General features: G+C 64.3%; 17 protein-coding genes. 4 read left to right on the top strand and 13 right to left on the bottom strand.

Going from position 1 to position 15,030, the window contains the following annotated elements:
- Nucleotides 1-5: 5 nt before the first annotated feature.
- From ABMA32_RS01910 to ABMA32_RS01960, 11 genes are all read right to left on the bottom strand, one after another.
- A complete protein-coding gene (locus ABMA32_RS01910; RefSeq protein ID WP_349012040.1) occupies nucleotides 6-1,259 on the bottom strand; it encodes a sarcosine oxidase subunit beta family protein in 1,254 nt (417 codons plus the stop codon).
- Nucleotides 1,260-1,301: 42 nt separating this feature from the next.
- Nucleotides 1,302-2,609 (bottom strand): type III glutamate--ammonia ligase, encoded by a 1,308-nt coding sequence (glnT, locus tag ABMA32_RS01915; RefSeq protein ID WP_349012041.1) that lies wholly within the window; start codon nucleotides 2,607-2,609, stop codon nucleotides 1,302-1,304.
- Nucleotides 2,610-2,677: 68 nt separating this feature from the next.
- Nucleotides 2,678-4,006: an FMN-binding glutamate synthase family protein gene (locus ABMA32_RS01920; RefSeq protein WP_349012042.1), complete on the bottom strand. Its 1,329-nt coding sequence runs from the start codon at nucleotides 4,004-4,006 to the stop codon at nucleotides 2,678-2,680.
- Nucleotides 4,007-4,024: 18 nt separating this feature from the next.
- Nucleotides 4,025-4,711: a GltB/FmdC/FwdC-like GXGXG domain-containing protein gene (locus tag ABMA32_RS01925; protein WP_349012043.1), complete on the bottom strand. Its 687-nt coding sequence runs from the start codon at nucleotides 4,709-4,711 to the stop codon at nucleotides 4,025-4,027.
- Nucleotides 4,711-5,607: a class II glutamine amidotransferase gene (locus tag ABMA32_RS01930; protein WP_349012044.1), complete on the bottom strand. Its 897-nt coding sequence runs from the start codon at nucleotides 5,605-5,607 to the stop codon at nucleotides 4,711-4,713. The genes ABMA32_RS01925 and ABMA32_RS01930 overlap by 1 nt, the downstream gene beginning before the upstream one ends.
- A gap of 117 nt (nucleotides 5,608-5,724) precedes the next feature.
- Nucleotides 5,725-6,039 carry a hypothetical protein gene (locus tag ABMA32_RS01935; protein WP_349012045.1) on the bottom strand — a complete coding sequence of 105 codons (315 nt, stop codon included), beginning with the start codon at nucleotides 6,037-6,039 and terminating at the stop codon, nucleotides 5,725-5,727.
- Nucleotides 6,036-6,755 (bottom strand): hypothetical protein, encoded by a 720-nt coding sequence (locus tag ABMA32_RS01940; protein WP_349012046.1) that lies wholly within the window; start codon nucleotides 6,753-6,755, stop codon nucleotides 6,036-6,038. The genes ABMA32_RS01935 and ABMA32_RS01940 overlap by 4 nt, the downstream gene beginning before the upstream one ends.
- A 21-nt stretch (nucleotides 6,756-6,776) precedes the next feature.
- A complete protein-coding gene (locus ABMA32_RS01945) occupies nucleotides 6,777-8,171 on the bottom strand; it encodes an APC family permease (protein WP_349012047.1) in 1,395 nt (464 codons plus the stop codon).
- A gap of 10 nt (nucleotides 8,172-8,181) precedes the next feature.
- A complete protein-coding gene (locus tag ABMA32_RS01950; RefSeq protein WP_349013370.1) occupies nucleotides 8,182-8,349 on the bottom strand; it encodes a hypothetical protein in 168 nt (55 codons plus the stop codon).
- A gap of 9 nt (nucleotides 8,350-8,358) precedes the next feature.
- Nucleotides 8,359-8,745: a hypothetical protein gene (locus ABMA32_RS01955; protein ID WP_349012048.1), complete on the bottom strand. Its 387-nt coding sequence runs from the start codon at nucleotides 8,743-8,745 to the stop codon at nucleotides 8,359-8,361.
- Between the two features lie 12 nt (nucleotides 8,746-8,757).
- Nucleotides 8,758-9,078, bottom strand: a complete 321-nt coding sequence (locus ABMA32_RS01960; protein WP_349012049.1) for a hypothetical protein — start codon at nucleotides 9,076-9,078, stop codon at nucleotides 8,758-8,760.
- Between the two features lie 363 nt (nucleotides 9,079-9,441).
- On the opposite strand from ABMA32_RS01960, the gene ABMA32_RS01965 reads away from it, so the two are divergent.
- From ABMA32_RS01965 to ABMA32_RS01980, 4 genes are read left to right on the top strand one after another with little or no spacing between them, the layout of a single operon-like run.
- The gene (locus ABMA32_RS01965; RefSeq protein ID WP_349012050.1) at nucleotides 9,442-10,575 is read left to right on the top strand and encodes an aminomethyl transferase family protein; all 1,134 of its coding nucleotides are present in this window, start codon (nucleotides 9,442-9,444) and stop codon (nucleotides 10,573-10,575) included.
- Between the two features lie 55 nt (nucleotides 10,576-10,630).
- Complete coding sequence (locus tag ABMA32_RS01970; protein WP_349013301.1) at nucleotides 10,631-11,227, top strand: dimethylamine monooxygenase subunit DmmA family protein; 597 nt, start codon at nucleotides 10,631-10,633, stop codon at nucleotides 11,225-11,227.
- Entirely contained in the window at nucleotides 11,224-12,192 is a 969-nt protein-coding gene (locus ABMA32_RS01975; RefSeq protein ID WP_349012051.1) for a PDR/VanB family oxidoreductase, read from the top strand. Before ABMA32_RS01970 ends, ABMA32_RS01975 begins: the two co-directional genes overlap by 4 nt.
- A 14-nt stretch (nucleotides 12,193-12,206) precedes the next feature.
- Nucleotides 12,207-13,247: a heme-dependent oxidative N-demethylase family protein gene (locus tag ABMA32_RS01980; protein ID WP_349012052.1), complete on the top strand. Its 1,041-nt coding sequence runs from the start codon at nucleotides 12,207-12,209 to the stop codon at nucleotides 13,245-13,247.
- A 26-nt stretch (nucleotides 13,248-13,273) separates the two neighbouring features.
- Here the strand turns inward: ABMA32_RS01980 and ABMA32_RS01985 are convergent, their stop codons facing one another.
- Together ABMA32_RS01985 and ABMA32_RS01990 are read right to left on the bottom strand one after the other, a co-directional pair.
- Nucleotides 13,274-14,479 carry a M23 family metallopeptidase gene (locus tag ABMA32_RS01985; protein ID WP_349012053.1) on the bottom strand — a complete coding sequence of 402 codons (1,206 nt, stop codon included), beginning with the start codon at nucleotides 14,477-14,479 and terminating at the stop codon, nucleotides 13,274-13,276.
- A 123-nt stretch (nucleotides 14,480-14,602) separates the two neighbouring features.
- On the bottom strand, nucleotides 14,603-15,028 hold the full coding sequence (locus ABMA32_RS01990; RefSeq protein WP_349012054.1) for a hypothetical protein: 426 nt from the start codon (nucleotides 15,026-15,028) through the stop codon (nucleotides 14,603-14,605).
- Nucleotides 15,029-15,030: the final 2 nt, after the last annotated feature.

The following is a 15,030-nucleotide window of genomic DNA, read 5'->3' on the forward strand; positions in this document are numbered from 1 at the left end:
CGCCCTCAGTGCAGGTTCGGTTGGGCGCCCTGGCCCTTTTCGTCGATCATCGCGCCGCGCTGGAAGCGGTCGAGCCGGAAGCGCGCGCCCTCCCGGTGCAGTTCGTCGCGCGCGATCAGGTGCGCGAAGACGAAGCCCGAGCCGGGCGTCGCCTTGAAGCCGCCATAGCACCAGCCAGCATTCAGATAGAGGCCGTCGACAGGCGTCTTGTCGATGATCGGCGAGCCATCCATCGACATGTCCATGATGCCGCCCCACTGGCGCAGCAGGCGCACGCGGCCGATGACCGGCATCAGCGCCATGCCGCCCTCGCAGACATCCTCAACGACCGGCAGGTTGCCGCGCTGGGCGTAGGAGTTGTAGCCATCGATGTCGCCGCCGAAGACCAGCCCGCCCTTGTCGGACTGGCTGACGTAGAAATGACCCGCGCCGAAGGTGATGACGCCGGGGATCAGCGGCTTGATGCCTTCGGACACGAAGGCCTGCAGCACGTGGCTTTCGATGGGCAGGCGCAGGCCGGCCATCGCCGCGACGCGCGAGGAATTGCCGGCCACCGCAATGCCCACCTTGCCCGCGCCGATCGTGCCGCGTGATGTCTCGACGCCCGTCACCTTGCCATTCGCGTCGCGCGTGAAGCCGGTGACCTCGCAGTTCTGGATGATGTCAACGCCGAGCTTGTCGGCCGCATGCGCATACCCCCACACCACGGCGTCGTGTCGTGCCGTGCCACCGCGCGGCTGCAACAGCCCGCCCTGGATCGGGAAGCGCGAATTGTCGAAGTTGAGGAACGGCGCGAGCTTCCTGACGCCCGCCTGGTCGAGCAGTTCGGAGTCGATGCCGTTGATGCGCATGGCGTTGCCGCGCCGCGCATAGGCGTCGCGCTGTGCGTCCGAATGGTAGAGGTTCAGCACGCCGCGCTGGCTGACCATCGCGTTGTAGTTGAGGTCACGCTCCATCGTCTCCCACAGCTTCATCGACATCTCGTAGAAGCCGATATTGCCGGGCAGCATGTAGTTGGAGCGGATGATGGTCGTGTTGCGGCCGGCATTGCCCGAGCCGATCCAGCCCTTCTCCAGCACGGCGACATTGCGGATGCCATGCTCGTGGGCGAGGTGGTAGGCGGTGGCGAGCCCATGGCCGCCGCCACCGACGATCACGACGTCATACTGTTTCTGCGGTTCCGGGTCGCGCCACGTGCGCGGCCAGTTCTTGTGGCCGGAGAGGGCCGCGCGGGCGAGCGAGAAGATCGAGTATTTCATAGTTATGCTTCGAACTCGCCCTTTTGCCGTTGTTTTTGCCCGTCAGATGTCGAGCGTGTGGTCCCGTTCCCACTGGGTGAAGTGGGAAGCATAGGAATTCCATTCCTGCTGCTTCAGCTTTAGATAGGCCGCCGAGAATTCGTCGCCAAGCGCCGCCTTCAGCGATTTGTCCTTGTCGAATTCGCGCAGCGCGTCGAGCAGGTTCAGCGGCAGCTTCGGCGCGCCCTTCACCGTGTGGCCGTCCTTGTACATGTCGATGTCGTAGCGCTTGCCCGGATCGGCCTTGGAGCGGATGCCGTCGAGGCCGGCCGCGATGATCACCGCCTGCATCAAATAGGGGTTCGCCGCGCCGTCCGGCAGGCGCAGTTCGAAGCGACCGGGGCCGGGCACGCGCACCATGTGCGTGCGGTTGTTGCCGGTCCACGTCACCGAGTTCGGTGCCCAGGTCGCGCCGGAGATGGTGCGCGGCGCGTTGATACGCTTGTAGGAATTCACCGTCGGGTTGGTGATGGCAGCAAGCGCGGAGGCATGTTTCATGATGCCACCGAGGAAGTTCTTGCCCTTGGCCGACAGGCCGAGTTCCATCTTGGGGTCGGCGAAGACGTTGACCTTGCCGGCCTTGTCCCACACCGAGATATGCGCATGGCAGCCATTGCCGGTCAGGCCGGGGAAGGGCTTCGGCATGAAGGTCGCGCGCAGGCCGTGCTTCTCGGCGATCGACTTGACCATGAACTTGAAGAACGAGTGCTTGTCGGCGGTCGGGATGACGTCGTCGAAGGCCCAGTTCATCTCGAACTGCCCGTTGGCGTCCTCGTGGTCGTTCTGGTACGGGCCCCAGCCCAGCGCCAGCATGTGGTCGCAGATTTCGGCGATCACGTCATAGCGGCGCATCACCGCCTGCTGGTCGTAGCATGACTTCGATGCGGTGTCGGCCGGATCGGAAATCTGGGTGCCGTCGGGGGTGATCAGGAAGAACTCGGCCTCGACGCCGGTCTTGACGCGCATGCCCTCGGCGGCGGCTTCCGCCACGAGGCGGCGCAGCGTGTCGCGCGGCGCCTGGCTGACGGGCTGGTCTTCCATCACGCAATTGGCCGCTACCCATGCCACTTCCGGCTTCCAGGGGAGCTGGATGACCGACTCCGGATCCGGCACCGCCAGCATGTCGGGATGCGCCGGGGTCAGGTCGAGCCATGTCGCAAAGCCGGCAAAGCCTGCACCATCCTTCTGCATGTCTGATATCGCCTGCGCCGGCACCAGCTTGGCGCGCTGTCCGCCAAACAGGTCGGTGTAGGAGATCAGGAAATATTTGACGCCGTTCTTCTTGGCGAAGGCTGCGAGATCAGTTGCCAATGGAGTTCCCCATTACGTGTTTTGAAAAGCCGTTCCCGTGGCTATTGTTATGCAGAAAAGCGGCTCCGTTAGAAGCCGCCTTTTCCAGGTATCCAGCTCGTGCCGGCCAGCGGCACCTGCGCCATCGCCGCCGCTTCGACGGTCAGCGCGCAAAGGTCCTCGGGTTCAAGGTTGTGCACGTCGTTCTTGCCGCAGGCGCGGGCGATGGTCTGCGTCTCCAGCGTCATCACCTTGAGATAATTCGCCAGACGGCGCCCAGCCGCAACCGGATCGACGCGCTTCATCAACTCGGGATCCTGCGTAGTGATGCCGGCCGGGTCCTTGCCCTCGTGCCAGTCGTCATAGGCGCCGGCCGTGGTGCCGAGTTCGTTGTATTCGGCCTCCCAGCGCGGGTCGTTGTCGCCCAGCGCCACGAGTGCCGCCGTTCCGATCGACACGGCGTCGGCACCGAGCGCCAAGGCCTTGGCGACGTCTGCACCGTTGCGGATGCCGCCCGAGACGATGAGCTGCACCTTACGGTGCATGCCGAGGTCTTGCAGCGCCTGCACCGCAGGGCGGATACAGGCGAGCGTCGGCTGGCCGACATGCTCGATGAACACTTCCTGCGTCGCCGCCGTGCCGCCCTGCATGCCGTCGAGCACCACCACGTCCGCGCCGGCCTTCACAGCCAGCGCCGTGTCGTAATAAGGGCGCGCGCCGCCAACCTTGATGTAGATCGGCTTTTCCCAGTTGGTGATCTCGCGGATTTCGAGGATCTTGATCTCCAGATCGTCCGGGCCGGTCCAGTCGGGGTGACGGCAGGCTGAGCGCTGGTCGATGCCTTTCGGCAGATTGCGCATGTTGGCGACGCGGTCGGAAATCTTCTGGCCGAGCAGCATGCCGCCGCCGCCGGGCTTGGCGCCCTGACCGACGACGATCTCGATGGCGTCGGCGCGGCGCAGGTCGCGGGGGTTCATGCCGTAGCGCGACGGCAGATACTGGTAGACGAGCTGCTTGGAATGGCCGCGCTCTTCCTCGGTCATGCCGCCGTCGCCGGTGGTGGTCGAGGTGCCGGCTGCGGTCGCGCCGCGTCCCAGCGCTTCCTTGGCCGGACCCGACAGCGAGCCGAAGCTCATGCCGGCGATGGTGATCGGGATCTTCAGCTCGATCGGCTTCTTGGCGAAGCGCGTGCCGAGCACGACCGACGTGTCGCAACGTTCGCGATAGCCTTCCAGCGGGTAGCGCGAGATTGATGCGCCGAGGAACAGCAGGTCGTCGAAATGCGGCAGCTTGCGCTTCGCGCCCGCGCCGCGGATGTCATAGATGCCGGTCGCAGCGGCGCGGCGGATTTCCGACAGCGTGTAATCGTCGAAGGTCGCGGACTTGCGCGGCGTGGTCGGCGGGTTCTTGTATGTCATGCTTGCCCCTCGTCCGCTTTAGTACGCGTCGGCGTTGTCGATGTTGAAATTGTAGAGCGTGCGAGCCGAGCCGTAGCGCGTGAATTCTTCCGGCTTCACGCCCTTCACGCCCGCCGAGTCGAGAAGCTTCTGCAGCCGCTCGATATGCTTCGGGTGCATCTTCTTCTTCACGCAGTCCGCGCCCAGGCTCTTCACCTTGCCGCGCACGTAGAGCTTTGCCTCATAGATGGAGTCGCCCAGCGCATCGCCGGCGTCGCCAAGCACGACGAGATTGCCCGACTGCGCCATGAAGGCCGACATGTGGCCGATATTGCCATGCACGACGATGTCGACGCCCTTCATCGAGATGCCGCAGCGCGACGACGCGTTGCCCTCGATCACCAGCAGCCCGCCGCGCGCGGTCGCGCCGGCATACTGGCTGGCGTCGCCCTTTACCACGATCGAGCCCGACATCATGTTCTCGCCGACGCCGGGGCCGGCCGAACCGTGCACCGTGATCGCGCCGCCATCGTTCATGCCGCCGCAGTAATAGCCGACCGAGCCGCGCACATCGACGGCAACCGGCTTGTCGACGCCGACGGCGACCGCATGACTGCCCTTCGGGTTGACCACCTCCCAGGAGGTTTCGTTCGAGCCGGGCTGGATGTCGTGAAGCGCCTGATTGAGTTCGCGCAGCGAAGACTTGGACAAATCGACGGTTGGCATCAGTGCTCCCAGAAATAGACTTTTGCGGGCTCGGGCTCCCAGACCTTGGCATTCTCGATGCCCGGCAGGTTGGCGAGCGCGCGATATTCCGAACCGAAGGCGACATACTGGTCGGTCTCGGCCATGACGGCAGGTTTGCAGGCGATCGGGTCGCGAACGACGCCGAAGCCGTTCTTGGTGCCGACGACGAAGGTGAAGAAGCCGTCGAGGTCGGTCAGCGTCTTCTCCAGCGCCTGGCCGAGATTGTCGCCATGCGCCATCTTGTTGGAAATGAAGGCAGCCGCGACCTCGGTGTCGTTCTCGGTCTCGAAGCTCATGCCGTCGTGCTTCAGTTCGCGACGCATGTTGTTGTGGTTCGACAGCGAGCCGTTGTGGACGAGGCACTCGTCCGGGCCGGTCGAGAAGGGGTGCGCGCCCATCGTGGTGACGGCGCTTTCGGTCGCCATGCGGGTGTGGCCGATGCCGTGCGTGCCCGACATCTTGGTCAGGTCGAAACGCTTCACGACATCAGCCGGCAGGCCGACTTCCTTGAAAATCTCGATGACTTCGCCAACGCCCATGATGCGCACGGCCGGCCGCAACTCGAGGATCGCTTCGCGTGCTTCCGCCACCTTGTCGGTCGGCACCTCGATCACGGCATGGGTCGACTTGACGACGACGTCAGGCTTGCCGCCGATCTTCTCGGCCAGCGCCTTGCCCAGACCGGCGAAATCCGTCTCCGGATCGGCCGACTGGATGGTGATCTTGCTCTTCTTGCTTTCGCCCGAGCCGTAGATGGCAATGCCGGCGCTGTCAGGCCCGCGATCCGTCATGGTGATGAGCATTTCGGACAGCATCGCGCCGAGCTTCGGCTCCAGCGATTTGTCTTTCAGGAAAAGGCCGACAATTCCGCACATGGACTTGCCCTTTCTAGGTGGGGGATATCTTCTTCGATTTTTCTAGCGAATAGGCCAAACGATTTCAACTGGTATGAAAAAAATATTCCTGCTGTTTAATCGACGGATATCCCGCGTTCAAGCGCCCGACGCCCCTGCGCCAACGGTCGCGCGGCGAAATGCCTCCTGCCTGATCCTGGCAAGGCGATAGGCATCGGTGATGGAAAGCGCCCAGACGAACAGTCCGCCGGCATGCCGTCCGATGAACGACTGATCCGGGGTCGTTGTGGTGTAGGTAACGACCATCAGAAGTATGGCGAACAGCACGAAGCAGAGGCCGCGCTGGACCTGTCCGATTGCCACATGGCCCGCACCGGGCAGCAGGATCGCCAGCAATAGCACGAGACGCGGGTTGAGCGGTTGCTGCGCAATAGTGATCGACGGCTCGTTCATGCGATGGTCCCAGATTGTGCCGGTTCGAGAGCTTCATCGAGCAGGCGCAGTTCCGCCAGCGCGTTACGCACGATGTCGGGCGATACCTGCGCCACCGGAAAGCGCATCTGCCGGTAGAGGATATGCGCGCCGCGATCGCCCTCTGCGATCTGCCGCACCAGCCCTGTACCGCGCGGCGTGATGACGGCCTCCTTCAGCGCAGGATCTGCAAAGAGTGTGTGGAACAGGCTGCTGGTGCGCCGTAGCGCCGCCTCGGTCACGTCCTTTCCGCGCATCAGCAGCGGAAAGTCTGCCTTGAACGATGGAGTGACGGTGTCCGGCAGGCCAAGCACGCGCGAGTAGAATTCGGTGCCGACTGGCCTCGCCAGCACACCGATCGAAGGGCGCGACGCCTGCCCGTCGGTCAGCATGGTCAGCTTGAGCCAGAGTTGTGGAACGCGACGAGGGACGAGACTGTCCGGCACGATCTCCAGGCTGACGCGGTTGCCGTTGTTCGTGCCTACCAGCCTCGGATAGCCGTCGCCGCCGACCTTTATGCTTGGATTGTCAAACAGCGCGCTTGCTTGGTCGAGCAGAACGGCGCGCCGTTTGAGGTCTTCGCGCATTTCCTTGCGGGCGAGCGCCGCGATCGTCGCGACGCCCGCGATGCAGAACAGCAGGAGAGCCATGCCTCCGGCGGAGAGCGGCAAACCGGCCAGTCCGAACGCCGTCTGCATGGGAGTCCCTCGCGTCCCGCCTCAATAGCCCTGCGGCCGTGGCCAGGGCATGGTGAACTGGTCGCCACGCTTGACGAAACGATAGCGCCAGAAATGGAACCACAGAGACGCGATGATGTAGAAGCAGAGCATCGCGATGAGCTGCGTTCCGTAGCCCAGGAACACGGCGAAGTAGGTTGCCGCGCACAGAACGAGCAGAATGAGCGCCGGCAGCGGATGCCACGGATGCACATAGCCACGCTTGATCGTGCCCAGCGGCCACTTCTTGCGGAACATCACCATGTTGAAGGTCATGAAGGTGTAGCCGAGAAGGCCGGACAGGATCGAGAAGGTGATCACCTGATCGAGCGGTGCGCCGAGCGCGAAGATCAGGGCGATCGGCACCAGGAACACGATCGAGCGGTATGGCGTCCTGAAGCGCGGATGCACCGCCCCGAACCACTCCGGCAGATAGTGGTCGCGTCCCATCGAGAACCATGCGCGGGACGCATCGTTGATGCAGCCGTTGGCCGAGGCTGTCGTGGCGAACACCGTGCCGATGAACAGCAGCACCATCAGCCCCGAATTGCCGGTCACACGCGCGGCGTCAAACAGCGGCGTGCCGGCGCTGCCGAGATATTCCCACGGGATCAGGCCCGAGCAGACATACCAGGTCAACGTCGCCGCGATCACCAGCGTCATGATGCCGGCCATCGTGCCGAAAGGCAGCGAGCGCGCCGGCGAGCGGACCTCTTCGGCCGCCTGACAGGTGCCCTCGATGCCGAGATAGTACCAGAGGCCGAAATGCAGTGCCGCGACGATGCCGAGCCAGCCATAGGGCAGCGGCTCGTTGGTGACCGCCGAGAAGTCGAGCGGAACCGCCGAGGCGCCGAACTGCACCGAAAGGAACAGGACGATGATCGCGACGAAGGCAAAGGCCGTGATCACGAGGTTGAACGACAGCGATGCCAGCACGCCGCGATAGTTCAGCCAGGCGAGCGCCAGGATGGTCAGGATGATGAACGGCTTCTGGTTCAGCCCCGAATGGCCGAGCATGCCGGCCACCGTGTCGAGCAGGAAGCCGATGGTGATGGCGTTCGCTGCCTCCAGCATCGTGTAGGCCATGACGAGGAAGAGGCCGACATTGAAGGCCATCAATGGCCCGACGATGTGCTTGGCCTGCGCATATTGGCCGCCGGCGGCAGCCACCGTCGACGTCACTTCGGAATCGATCATCGCAACGCAGGTGTAGAGGAGCCCCGCCACCCAGCAGGCGACGAGGCCGGCGATCATCCCGCCTTTTCCGACGGAGAAGTTCCATCCCATATATTCGCCGACAAGCACGATGCCGACGCCAAGCGCCCATACGTGAGCCGGGCCGAGTACGCGCAGGAGGCCGAGCCTCTCCGGCGCTTCAGTTGCAGAAACATTGCTCATGACGGGGCCCTCAAAGCTCGTGACGTTCTTGCGTCAGCTCGAGCTCACCCTCTCGAGATGACGTGAGAAGTTCGTTGTCGTAGGTCGTGTCGATCTTGATCATGTCCATGATCATGATCGCGGCGATCACGGCTGACAGCGCCCAGGCCGCGTATTCCAGATAGTTCCAGATATCCATAACCCGCTCCTACCGGTTGCCATCTTTGCCGAAGCGCTCGTCGATCACCTCGCGGTACTCCTTGTCGGAGAGCCTGACGACGAGGATGAAGTAGCCGACGACGGCGACCACCATCACGATCAGCGCAGTCCAGCTGAACGTGTAGTCGAAGCGGGCGGTGATGATTTCGTTGGCGGAGGCCGCGTCGGGAAAACCGAGTGCCGCCCATTGCTGCTGCTCGGCCGCGTTCTGGCCAAGCGCCTCCCAGGTCGGGTTTTCGATCGGAGCGGGGGTCTTCGCCGCGCCGGCGAGCCCCATGTAAAGCGGCAGATAGAGTGCGCCCACCGTCAGGACGAGCAGAACGAAGACGTCGATAACCTGCCCCGCGAGACTTTGTTTCGGAGGTTTGTATGCCATGTCCGGATCCTCCTAGAGGCGCTTGCGGCGACGCATCTCGTCGAGATGCATGATGTCGAGGCCGTAGATGAAAGATTTGTCGTCGCCGTAGTGGCGCAGCATGGCCACGATGGCCGCGGTATTGAACGCCAGGACCAGTAGCGCGGCGATGCCGAGCACGATCCTGATTCCGCCTTCGCTGATCAGCGGCCAGATGGTGAACAGCGTGAACAGGATGGTGACCCAAAGCCCTATCACGAAGGCCAGTGCACCCCTGCGGTCACGTCCATGCATTTGGTCGATGCGCGTCTCGAGCGAACGCGCATCGGACCCTTCCCCGAGTCTCGCTTCCATAGTCCCTCCCAAGGCAATTTGATTGTTATGAAAACAACTTGCCTGCGAGGAATGTCCGCCTGTTCTAGGCCTGCGTCAAGCTGTCGCGCGTGCTGCATTGCATCAATTCGATGCAATTGCACAGGATTCGAGCATGCCGTGCTTTTTCAACAGTCAGAACGAATTTCGCTTGGGCCGCGTGGCCTGGTATCCTGCCACCGTGCGACGAGGAGGCTGCCAAGCAAAATATTTGCCTGTCAGGAAAACATTTTGCACGCCAGTATTGCACTGGCCGGGAAAATCGAGTCAGTATTTCGCCAAGCGACGAGAGCCATGGGAACGGTTCCGCCGCACCAATGAAAGTGAACCACTGGGGAGAGCCACATGACCCGTTCCTGGAGATTTTCGACGCTGATCGACCGCCACAAGGCGCTCGGCTCCAACCTCGAGGACTGGAGCGGCATGGGCACCGCCTGGAGCTATTCCGGCGACCCGAACGCGGAATACGAAGCGATCCGCACCAAGGCCGGGCTGATGGACGTGTCGGGCCTCAAGAAGGTCCACATCACGGGCGCGCACGCGCAGCACCTGATCGACATCACCACCACGCGCGACCCGGAAAAGATTTATCCCGGCAAGTCGGCCTATGCCTGCATGCTGAACGAGGCTGGCAAGTTCACCGACGACTGCATCATCTACCGTATCAGCCCGAACTCCTGGATGGTCGTGCACGGCTCCGGCACCGGCCATGAGGAACTCACCCGCGCGGCACAGGGCAAGGACGTGTCGCTGCGCTTCGACGACAATTTGCACGACCTCTCGCTGCAGGGGCCGCTCGCCGTCGACTATCTCGCCAAGCACGTGCCCGGCATCCGCGACCTGCCCTACTTCCATCACATGCAGACGCAGCTCTTCGGCTTCCCGGTGATGATCTCGCGCACCGGCTACACCGGCGAGCGCGGCTACGAAATCTTCTGCCGCGGGCAGGACGCCGTCGCCATCTGGGACCGCATCCTGGAGGAAGGCAAGTCGATGGGCATCATCCCCTGCCGCTTCACCACGCTCGACATGCTGCGCGTCGAGAGCTACCTGCTCTTCTATCCCTACGACAATTCGCAGAAGTACCCGTTCGAGGATGAAGGCCCCGGCGATACACTGTGGGAACTCGGTCTCGACTTCACCGTCAGCCCCGGGAAGACCGGCTTCCGTGGCGCCGAGGAGCACTACCGCCTCAAGGGCAAGGAGCGCTTCAAGATTTTCGGCGTCCTGCTTGAGGGAACCGAGCCGGCGGACGAGGGCGCGCCTGTCCATGCGGGCGGCACCCAGGTCGGCGTTGTCACCTGCGCCATGTATTCGCCGCTGGTCAAGAAATCGATGGGCATCGCCCGGCTCAGCGTCGACACGGCGGTGCAGGGCACGCCCCTTGAAATCCACAACCGCAGCGGCATCATAAAGGCCACCGCCCAGCCGCTTCCCTTCGACGATCCGAAGAAGGCCAAGCGCACCGCGAAAGGCTGACGCCGAACCGAAACGGGAGGACGCTTACGATAATAGGGAAAGGCCGGAAGTGCCGATTGAACCGACAATCAAGAGCAGGCCCGTCTACGGCACGCTCTCGCCCCAGAAGGGCACCGAACATCTGCTGATCGCCGACGCCGAAGGGGCGCAGGCGATCCTCGACCTCGCGAAGTCCGCGCCGGAGGGTTTCTTCTCCGCCGCAGAGATCGTCTACATCCCGCGTGCCGAGGGCGAGACATACGTCGCCGCCCTGAAGGCGTTGAAGCCCGCACGTTTCTATGACGGCCCGTCCATCGCCGCCGCGCTGCCGCGCCTGCGCCAGACCTTCGCCACCGCCCATATGGGCCTGCGAGTCTACCTCGCCGGCACCGAAGGCCTGATCGGCCAGGCGATGCTCGCCGCCACCGAAGCCGGAATCGACTACTCCTCCATCCAGACGGAGCATCGCGGCTCGCTGGCGCGCCGTGTCCAGTGCGTCCACTGCAAGGGCGTCACCGAGGACGTCACCACGCAGCCCGTCACCTGCGCCCATTGCGGCCTGACGCTTTTCGTGCGCGACCACTATTCGCGTCGCCTCGCCGCCTTCCAGGGCGTCTGCATCAACGCGGAGGACCGCAGCGAGCAGGTGCCTGTCGAGGAGGTATTCCGATGAGCGCCGGCACGACCAAGCTCGACGTTACCGTGGCCGACGTCGTCCCCGTCAACGATCTCGTCACGCGCTTCCACTTCCGCCCCACCGCCGGTGGCCTGCTGCCGACCTTCTCCGGCGGCGCGCATGTCGTGGTCGAGATGCGCGAGGAGGGCAAGCCGCCGCGCCTGAACCCCTATTCGCTGATGTCCTCGCCGCTCGACACCTCGGAATACACCATCTCGGTGCGCCGCGACGACCAGGGACGCGGCGGCTCGCTCTTCATGCACCGCAACGTCAGGCCGGGCGACCGCATGGTGGTCTCCTATCCGGTCAACCTCTTCTCGCTCGACCTGCGCGCGAAAAAGCACCTGATGATCGCGGGCGGCATCGGCATCACGCCCTTCGTCGCGCAGACCGCGCAACTCGCGGCCGAGGGGGGCAATTTCGAGCTGCATTATGCCTGCCGCACCGCCTCGCTCTTCACCTATGGCGACCTCCTGCAGGAGCGTTACGGCAAGCGCATCCACCTCTATCATGACGATCGCGGCGAGAAGATCGCGCTCGACCGCCTGCTGACGTCGCAGCCGCTCGGCACGCACCTCTATGTCTGCGGCCCGGCACCGATGATCGACTGGGTGCGCGGCCGCGCCGCCGAGCTCGGCTGGCCGTCCGAGAACGTGCACTACGAGCACTTCTCCGCGCCGCAGCCGGGCAAGCCCTTCGACGTCACGCTCGCTGTCTCCGGCAAGACTATCCATGTCGGTGAACAGCAGAGCCTGCTGGAGGCCATCGAGGCCGCCGGCGTCGACCCGCCCTATCTCTGCCGCGGCGGCGTCTGCGGCCAGTGCGAGACCAACGTCATCTCCTATGACGGAAAATTCCTGCACAACGACCACTGGCTTTCGGAGGAAGAGCACGCCTCGGGCAAGAAGATCATGCCCTGCGTCTCGCGCTTCGAGGGCCGTTCCCTCGTCCTTGAACGGTAAGGAGACTCTTACAGATGGGCATCCAGTTCAGGAAGGAAACCTTCCGCGACGACTTCTCGTTCAGGAACTCGCCGGAGCATGTCAGGCGCTTCCCGTTCCCGTTCCACGAGGACTCCTACATGTACGCGGTCAACATCGAGCCGCATAAGTCGGGACCGAAGGGCAGCGTGCTGGAGTTCCCGTTCGACGTCGACGAGCACTACGTCTCCGAGATGGAGGACCGCGCGCTGGTGCTGGCGGAGGACCCGCTGCGCTGCCAGTCGCTGCCGCACATGACGCTCGCCGGCTGGGACCTGCTCGAGCTGCTCATGGTCTCCATGGCCGAGAGCTATCCCGAGCATTTCACCCTGACCCGCGACGGCGACAACTGGCACTGGATCAACCGGCCGCTCGGCATCGACGACAAATTCGTCTTCGGCGACACCTCGACGCTGCCCTACGGCCCGATGGAATACATCACGCGCCAGAGCCAGGGCGACTACTGCATCCTCGACCAGCGCGACGGCAACCTCTGGATGGACGCCGGCATCGTCACCACGCAGGCCGACTGGTCGCTCGATTTCGACATCGGCATGAACTTCTTCGAGTGGCACGCGCCCGTGCCGCTGGCGCATGAGAAGGGCATCTTCACCCGCGCGCTGAAATTCCTGCTCAACGTGCAGCAGGGCCAGCCGGCGCGCCGCCTCAACTGGACGATGACCATCAACCCGCGCCTCGACACCAGCCCGGAGAATTATCACAAATGGGGTCCGGACCGCACCACCGTCACGCCGGAAAACGTAGGCGACAAGGTGCATCTGCGCGTCGAGCTGCAGACCTTCTGGCGGCTGCCGCGCTCCAACGCGCTGGTCTTCCCGATCCGTTGTTACCTCATCAAGATGGACGAGCTCGCCACGTCGCCGAAATGGGCCAAGCGCCTGCATCGCGTCATCCGCGACCTCCCCGAGGAACTCGCCACCTACAAGGGCCTCACCCGCTATCGCCCGACGCTGGTGGAATGGCTGTCGAAATATGACGACGGCGGCGTTACCTCGCCGGGCTTCGGGCCGGACTGAGATCGGCCCGGAATCGGCGACTGATCCTAGTCCCCGAAGTCCACCACCTGGTTGTTCAGCGGCAGCTGGTCGCGATGGTCGCCGGCCAGCCTGCTTGCGTCGATCCTGACCGGGCTTCCCTTCTCGAACGTGTCCTCGGTCACCTCGGCGACGCCTGGGCTCGAAAACCGCGTCAACACGAACGGCAGTCCGTTTGCGTCGAGCGGCGAGGGTCCGTCCATCAGGTGGAAGTGCAGGTGCGGCCCGGTCGTGTTGCCGGTGTTGCCGAGCAGGCCGATCACCTCGCCCGCCTTCACCTTGTCGCCGAGCTTCACCTTCAGCGATCCGCGCTGCATGTGCGCGTAGAAGGCGTATGCGCCGCCGCCGATATCGATCGCCAGCATGTTGCCGCCGATGTTCTCGGTGGTGATGCCCTTGATCGTTCCGGGCGTCTGCTCGTCGGCCTCGTCATAGACGTTCACCACGACGCCGTCGGCGACGGAATGGACCTCCGCGCCATAATAGGGATAGCTTGCGAGCTTTGACACGTCGCCGTCGAACACCCGGTCGCCCGTGTCCATCTGGATCCAGTCGATGGCGAAGCGTTCCGGCACGCGCAGCAGCCCGTTCACGGCCATCACGCCGCCGCGATGCGAGGTCAGGCTGTCGCAGCATCCGTTCACCGCCAGCCAGCCCTTGCCCCTCAGCGGCGGCTCGATCACGCGCGCGCCTGCCCCGATCCCGGTTGCAGCGCCGGTGAAGGTCACGGTTTCCGGCACCGGCTCGCCGGCCGGGAACGCGGCCGGCTTGCCGTCAGCGCCCGCGATCTTGCGGCTCACCGTCACGCGCGCCAGCACCTCCTTGGGCAAGGCCGCGTCGGCCGCGAAGTTCACGTCCATGAACACCACGGCCGATCCGCCCGGCGGAAGCTGTTGCGCGCCGCCGGAATAGGTCTGTATCATCGCGGCGAGCGCGTCGCCTTCCAGCGACCACAGGCTGGAGCCGGAGGCGTCGACGGCCTCCACCTTGTCGAGCGTCATGAACAGCCGGCTGGCGTTCACCACCAGCAATTCGTAGGCCAGGTGCACGCGCCCGTCGGCGCCCGCCACCGGGTTCGGCGCCGAGATCGGCTGCACCGAGGTGGAGCTCAGCACCTCGTCCGCCTTCAGCGACTGCGCCAGCGCAGCCCCCGCGCATGACGCTTCGAGCGCAACCGCCGCGACCAGCCCCGCCAGCATCGACCGCAACCGCATCTGCCCCTCCCGCCCACGCCCGGACACCGCGCCCGGACGCCAATCCCGGACGCCCGAAATTCCGCCCGTCGGCCGGTGTCTGTCAAGGGCGCAAGGCGGCTGTCGAAACGCGCCTGCAGCCCCTCAGCCGCCCCGCCCCGGCCAAGCCTTCTGGATGGCGGCGAAGAAAAACGCCGTCGTCAGGCCGAACACGATCAGCCCGTTCACCGCCTCGATCGTGCCGAGCAGCATCCATTGCCGTTCCAGATAGACGTCCGCATGGCCGTAGCTGGTCATCGCGCCGAAGGAATAGAGCACGGCCGTGTTGTAATCCGGCAGCGCGCCGAGCCACACATAGAGCCACGCCCAGGCAAGCCCCTCCAGCCCGTGCAGCGTCGCGGCGGCGATCGCCAGCAGTCCGACGCCTGCGATGAAGCGGAAATGCGTGTTGCGCATCGACGCCACCTCCGGCACCAGCGCCCGCGTGATCAGCATGAACGCAGCGACATGGAACACCATCACCGCCACCGCCAGCGGCAGGCCATATTCCCAGTCGGCAGTCCACGACATGT

The organism is Mesorhizobium quangtriensis (assembly GCF_040081925.1).
Lineage (GTDB): Bacteria > Pseudomonadota > Alphaproteobacteria > Rhizobiales > Rhizobiaceae > Mesorhizobium_K > Mesorhizobium_K quangtriensis.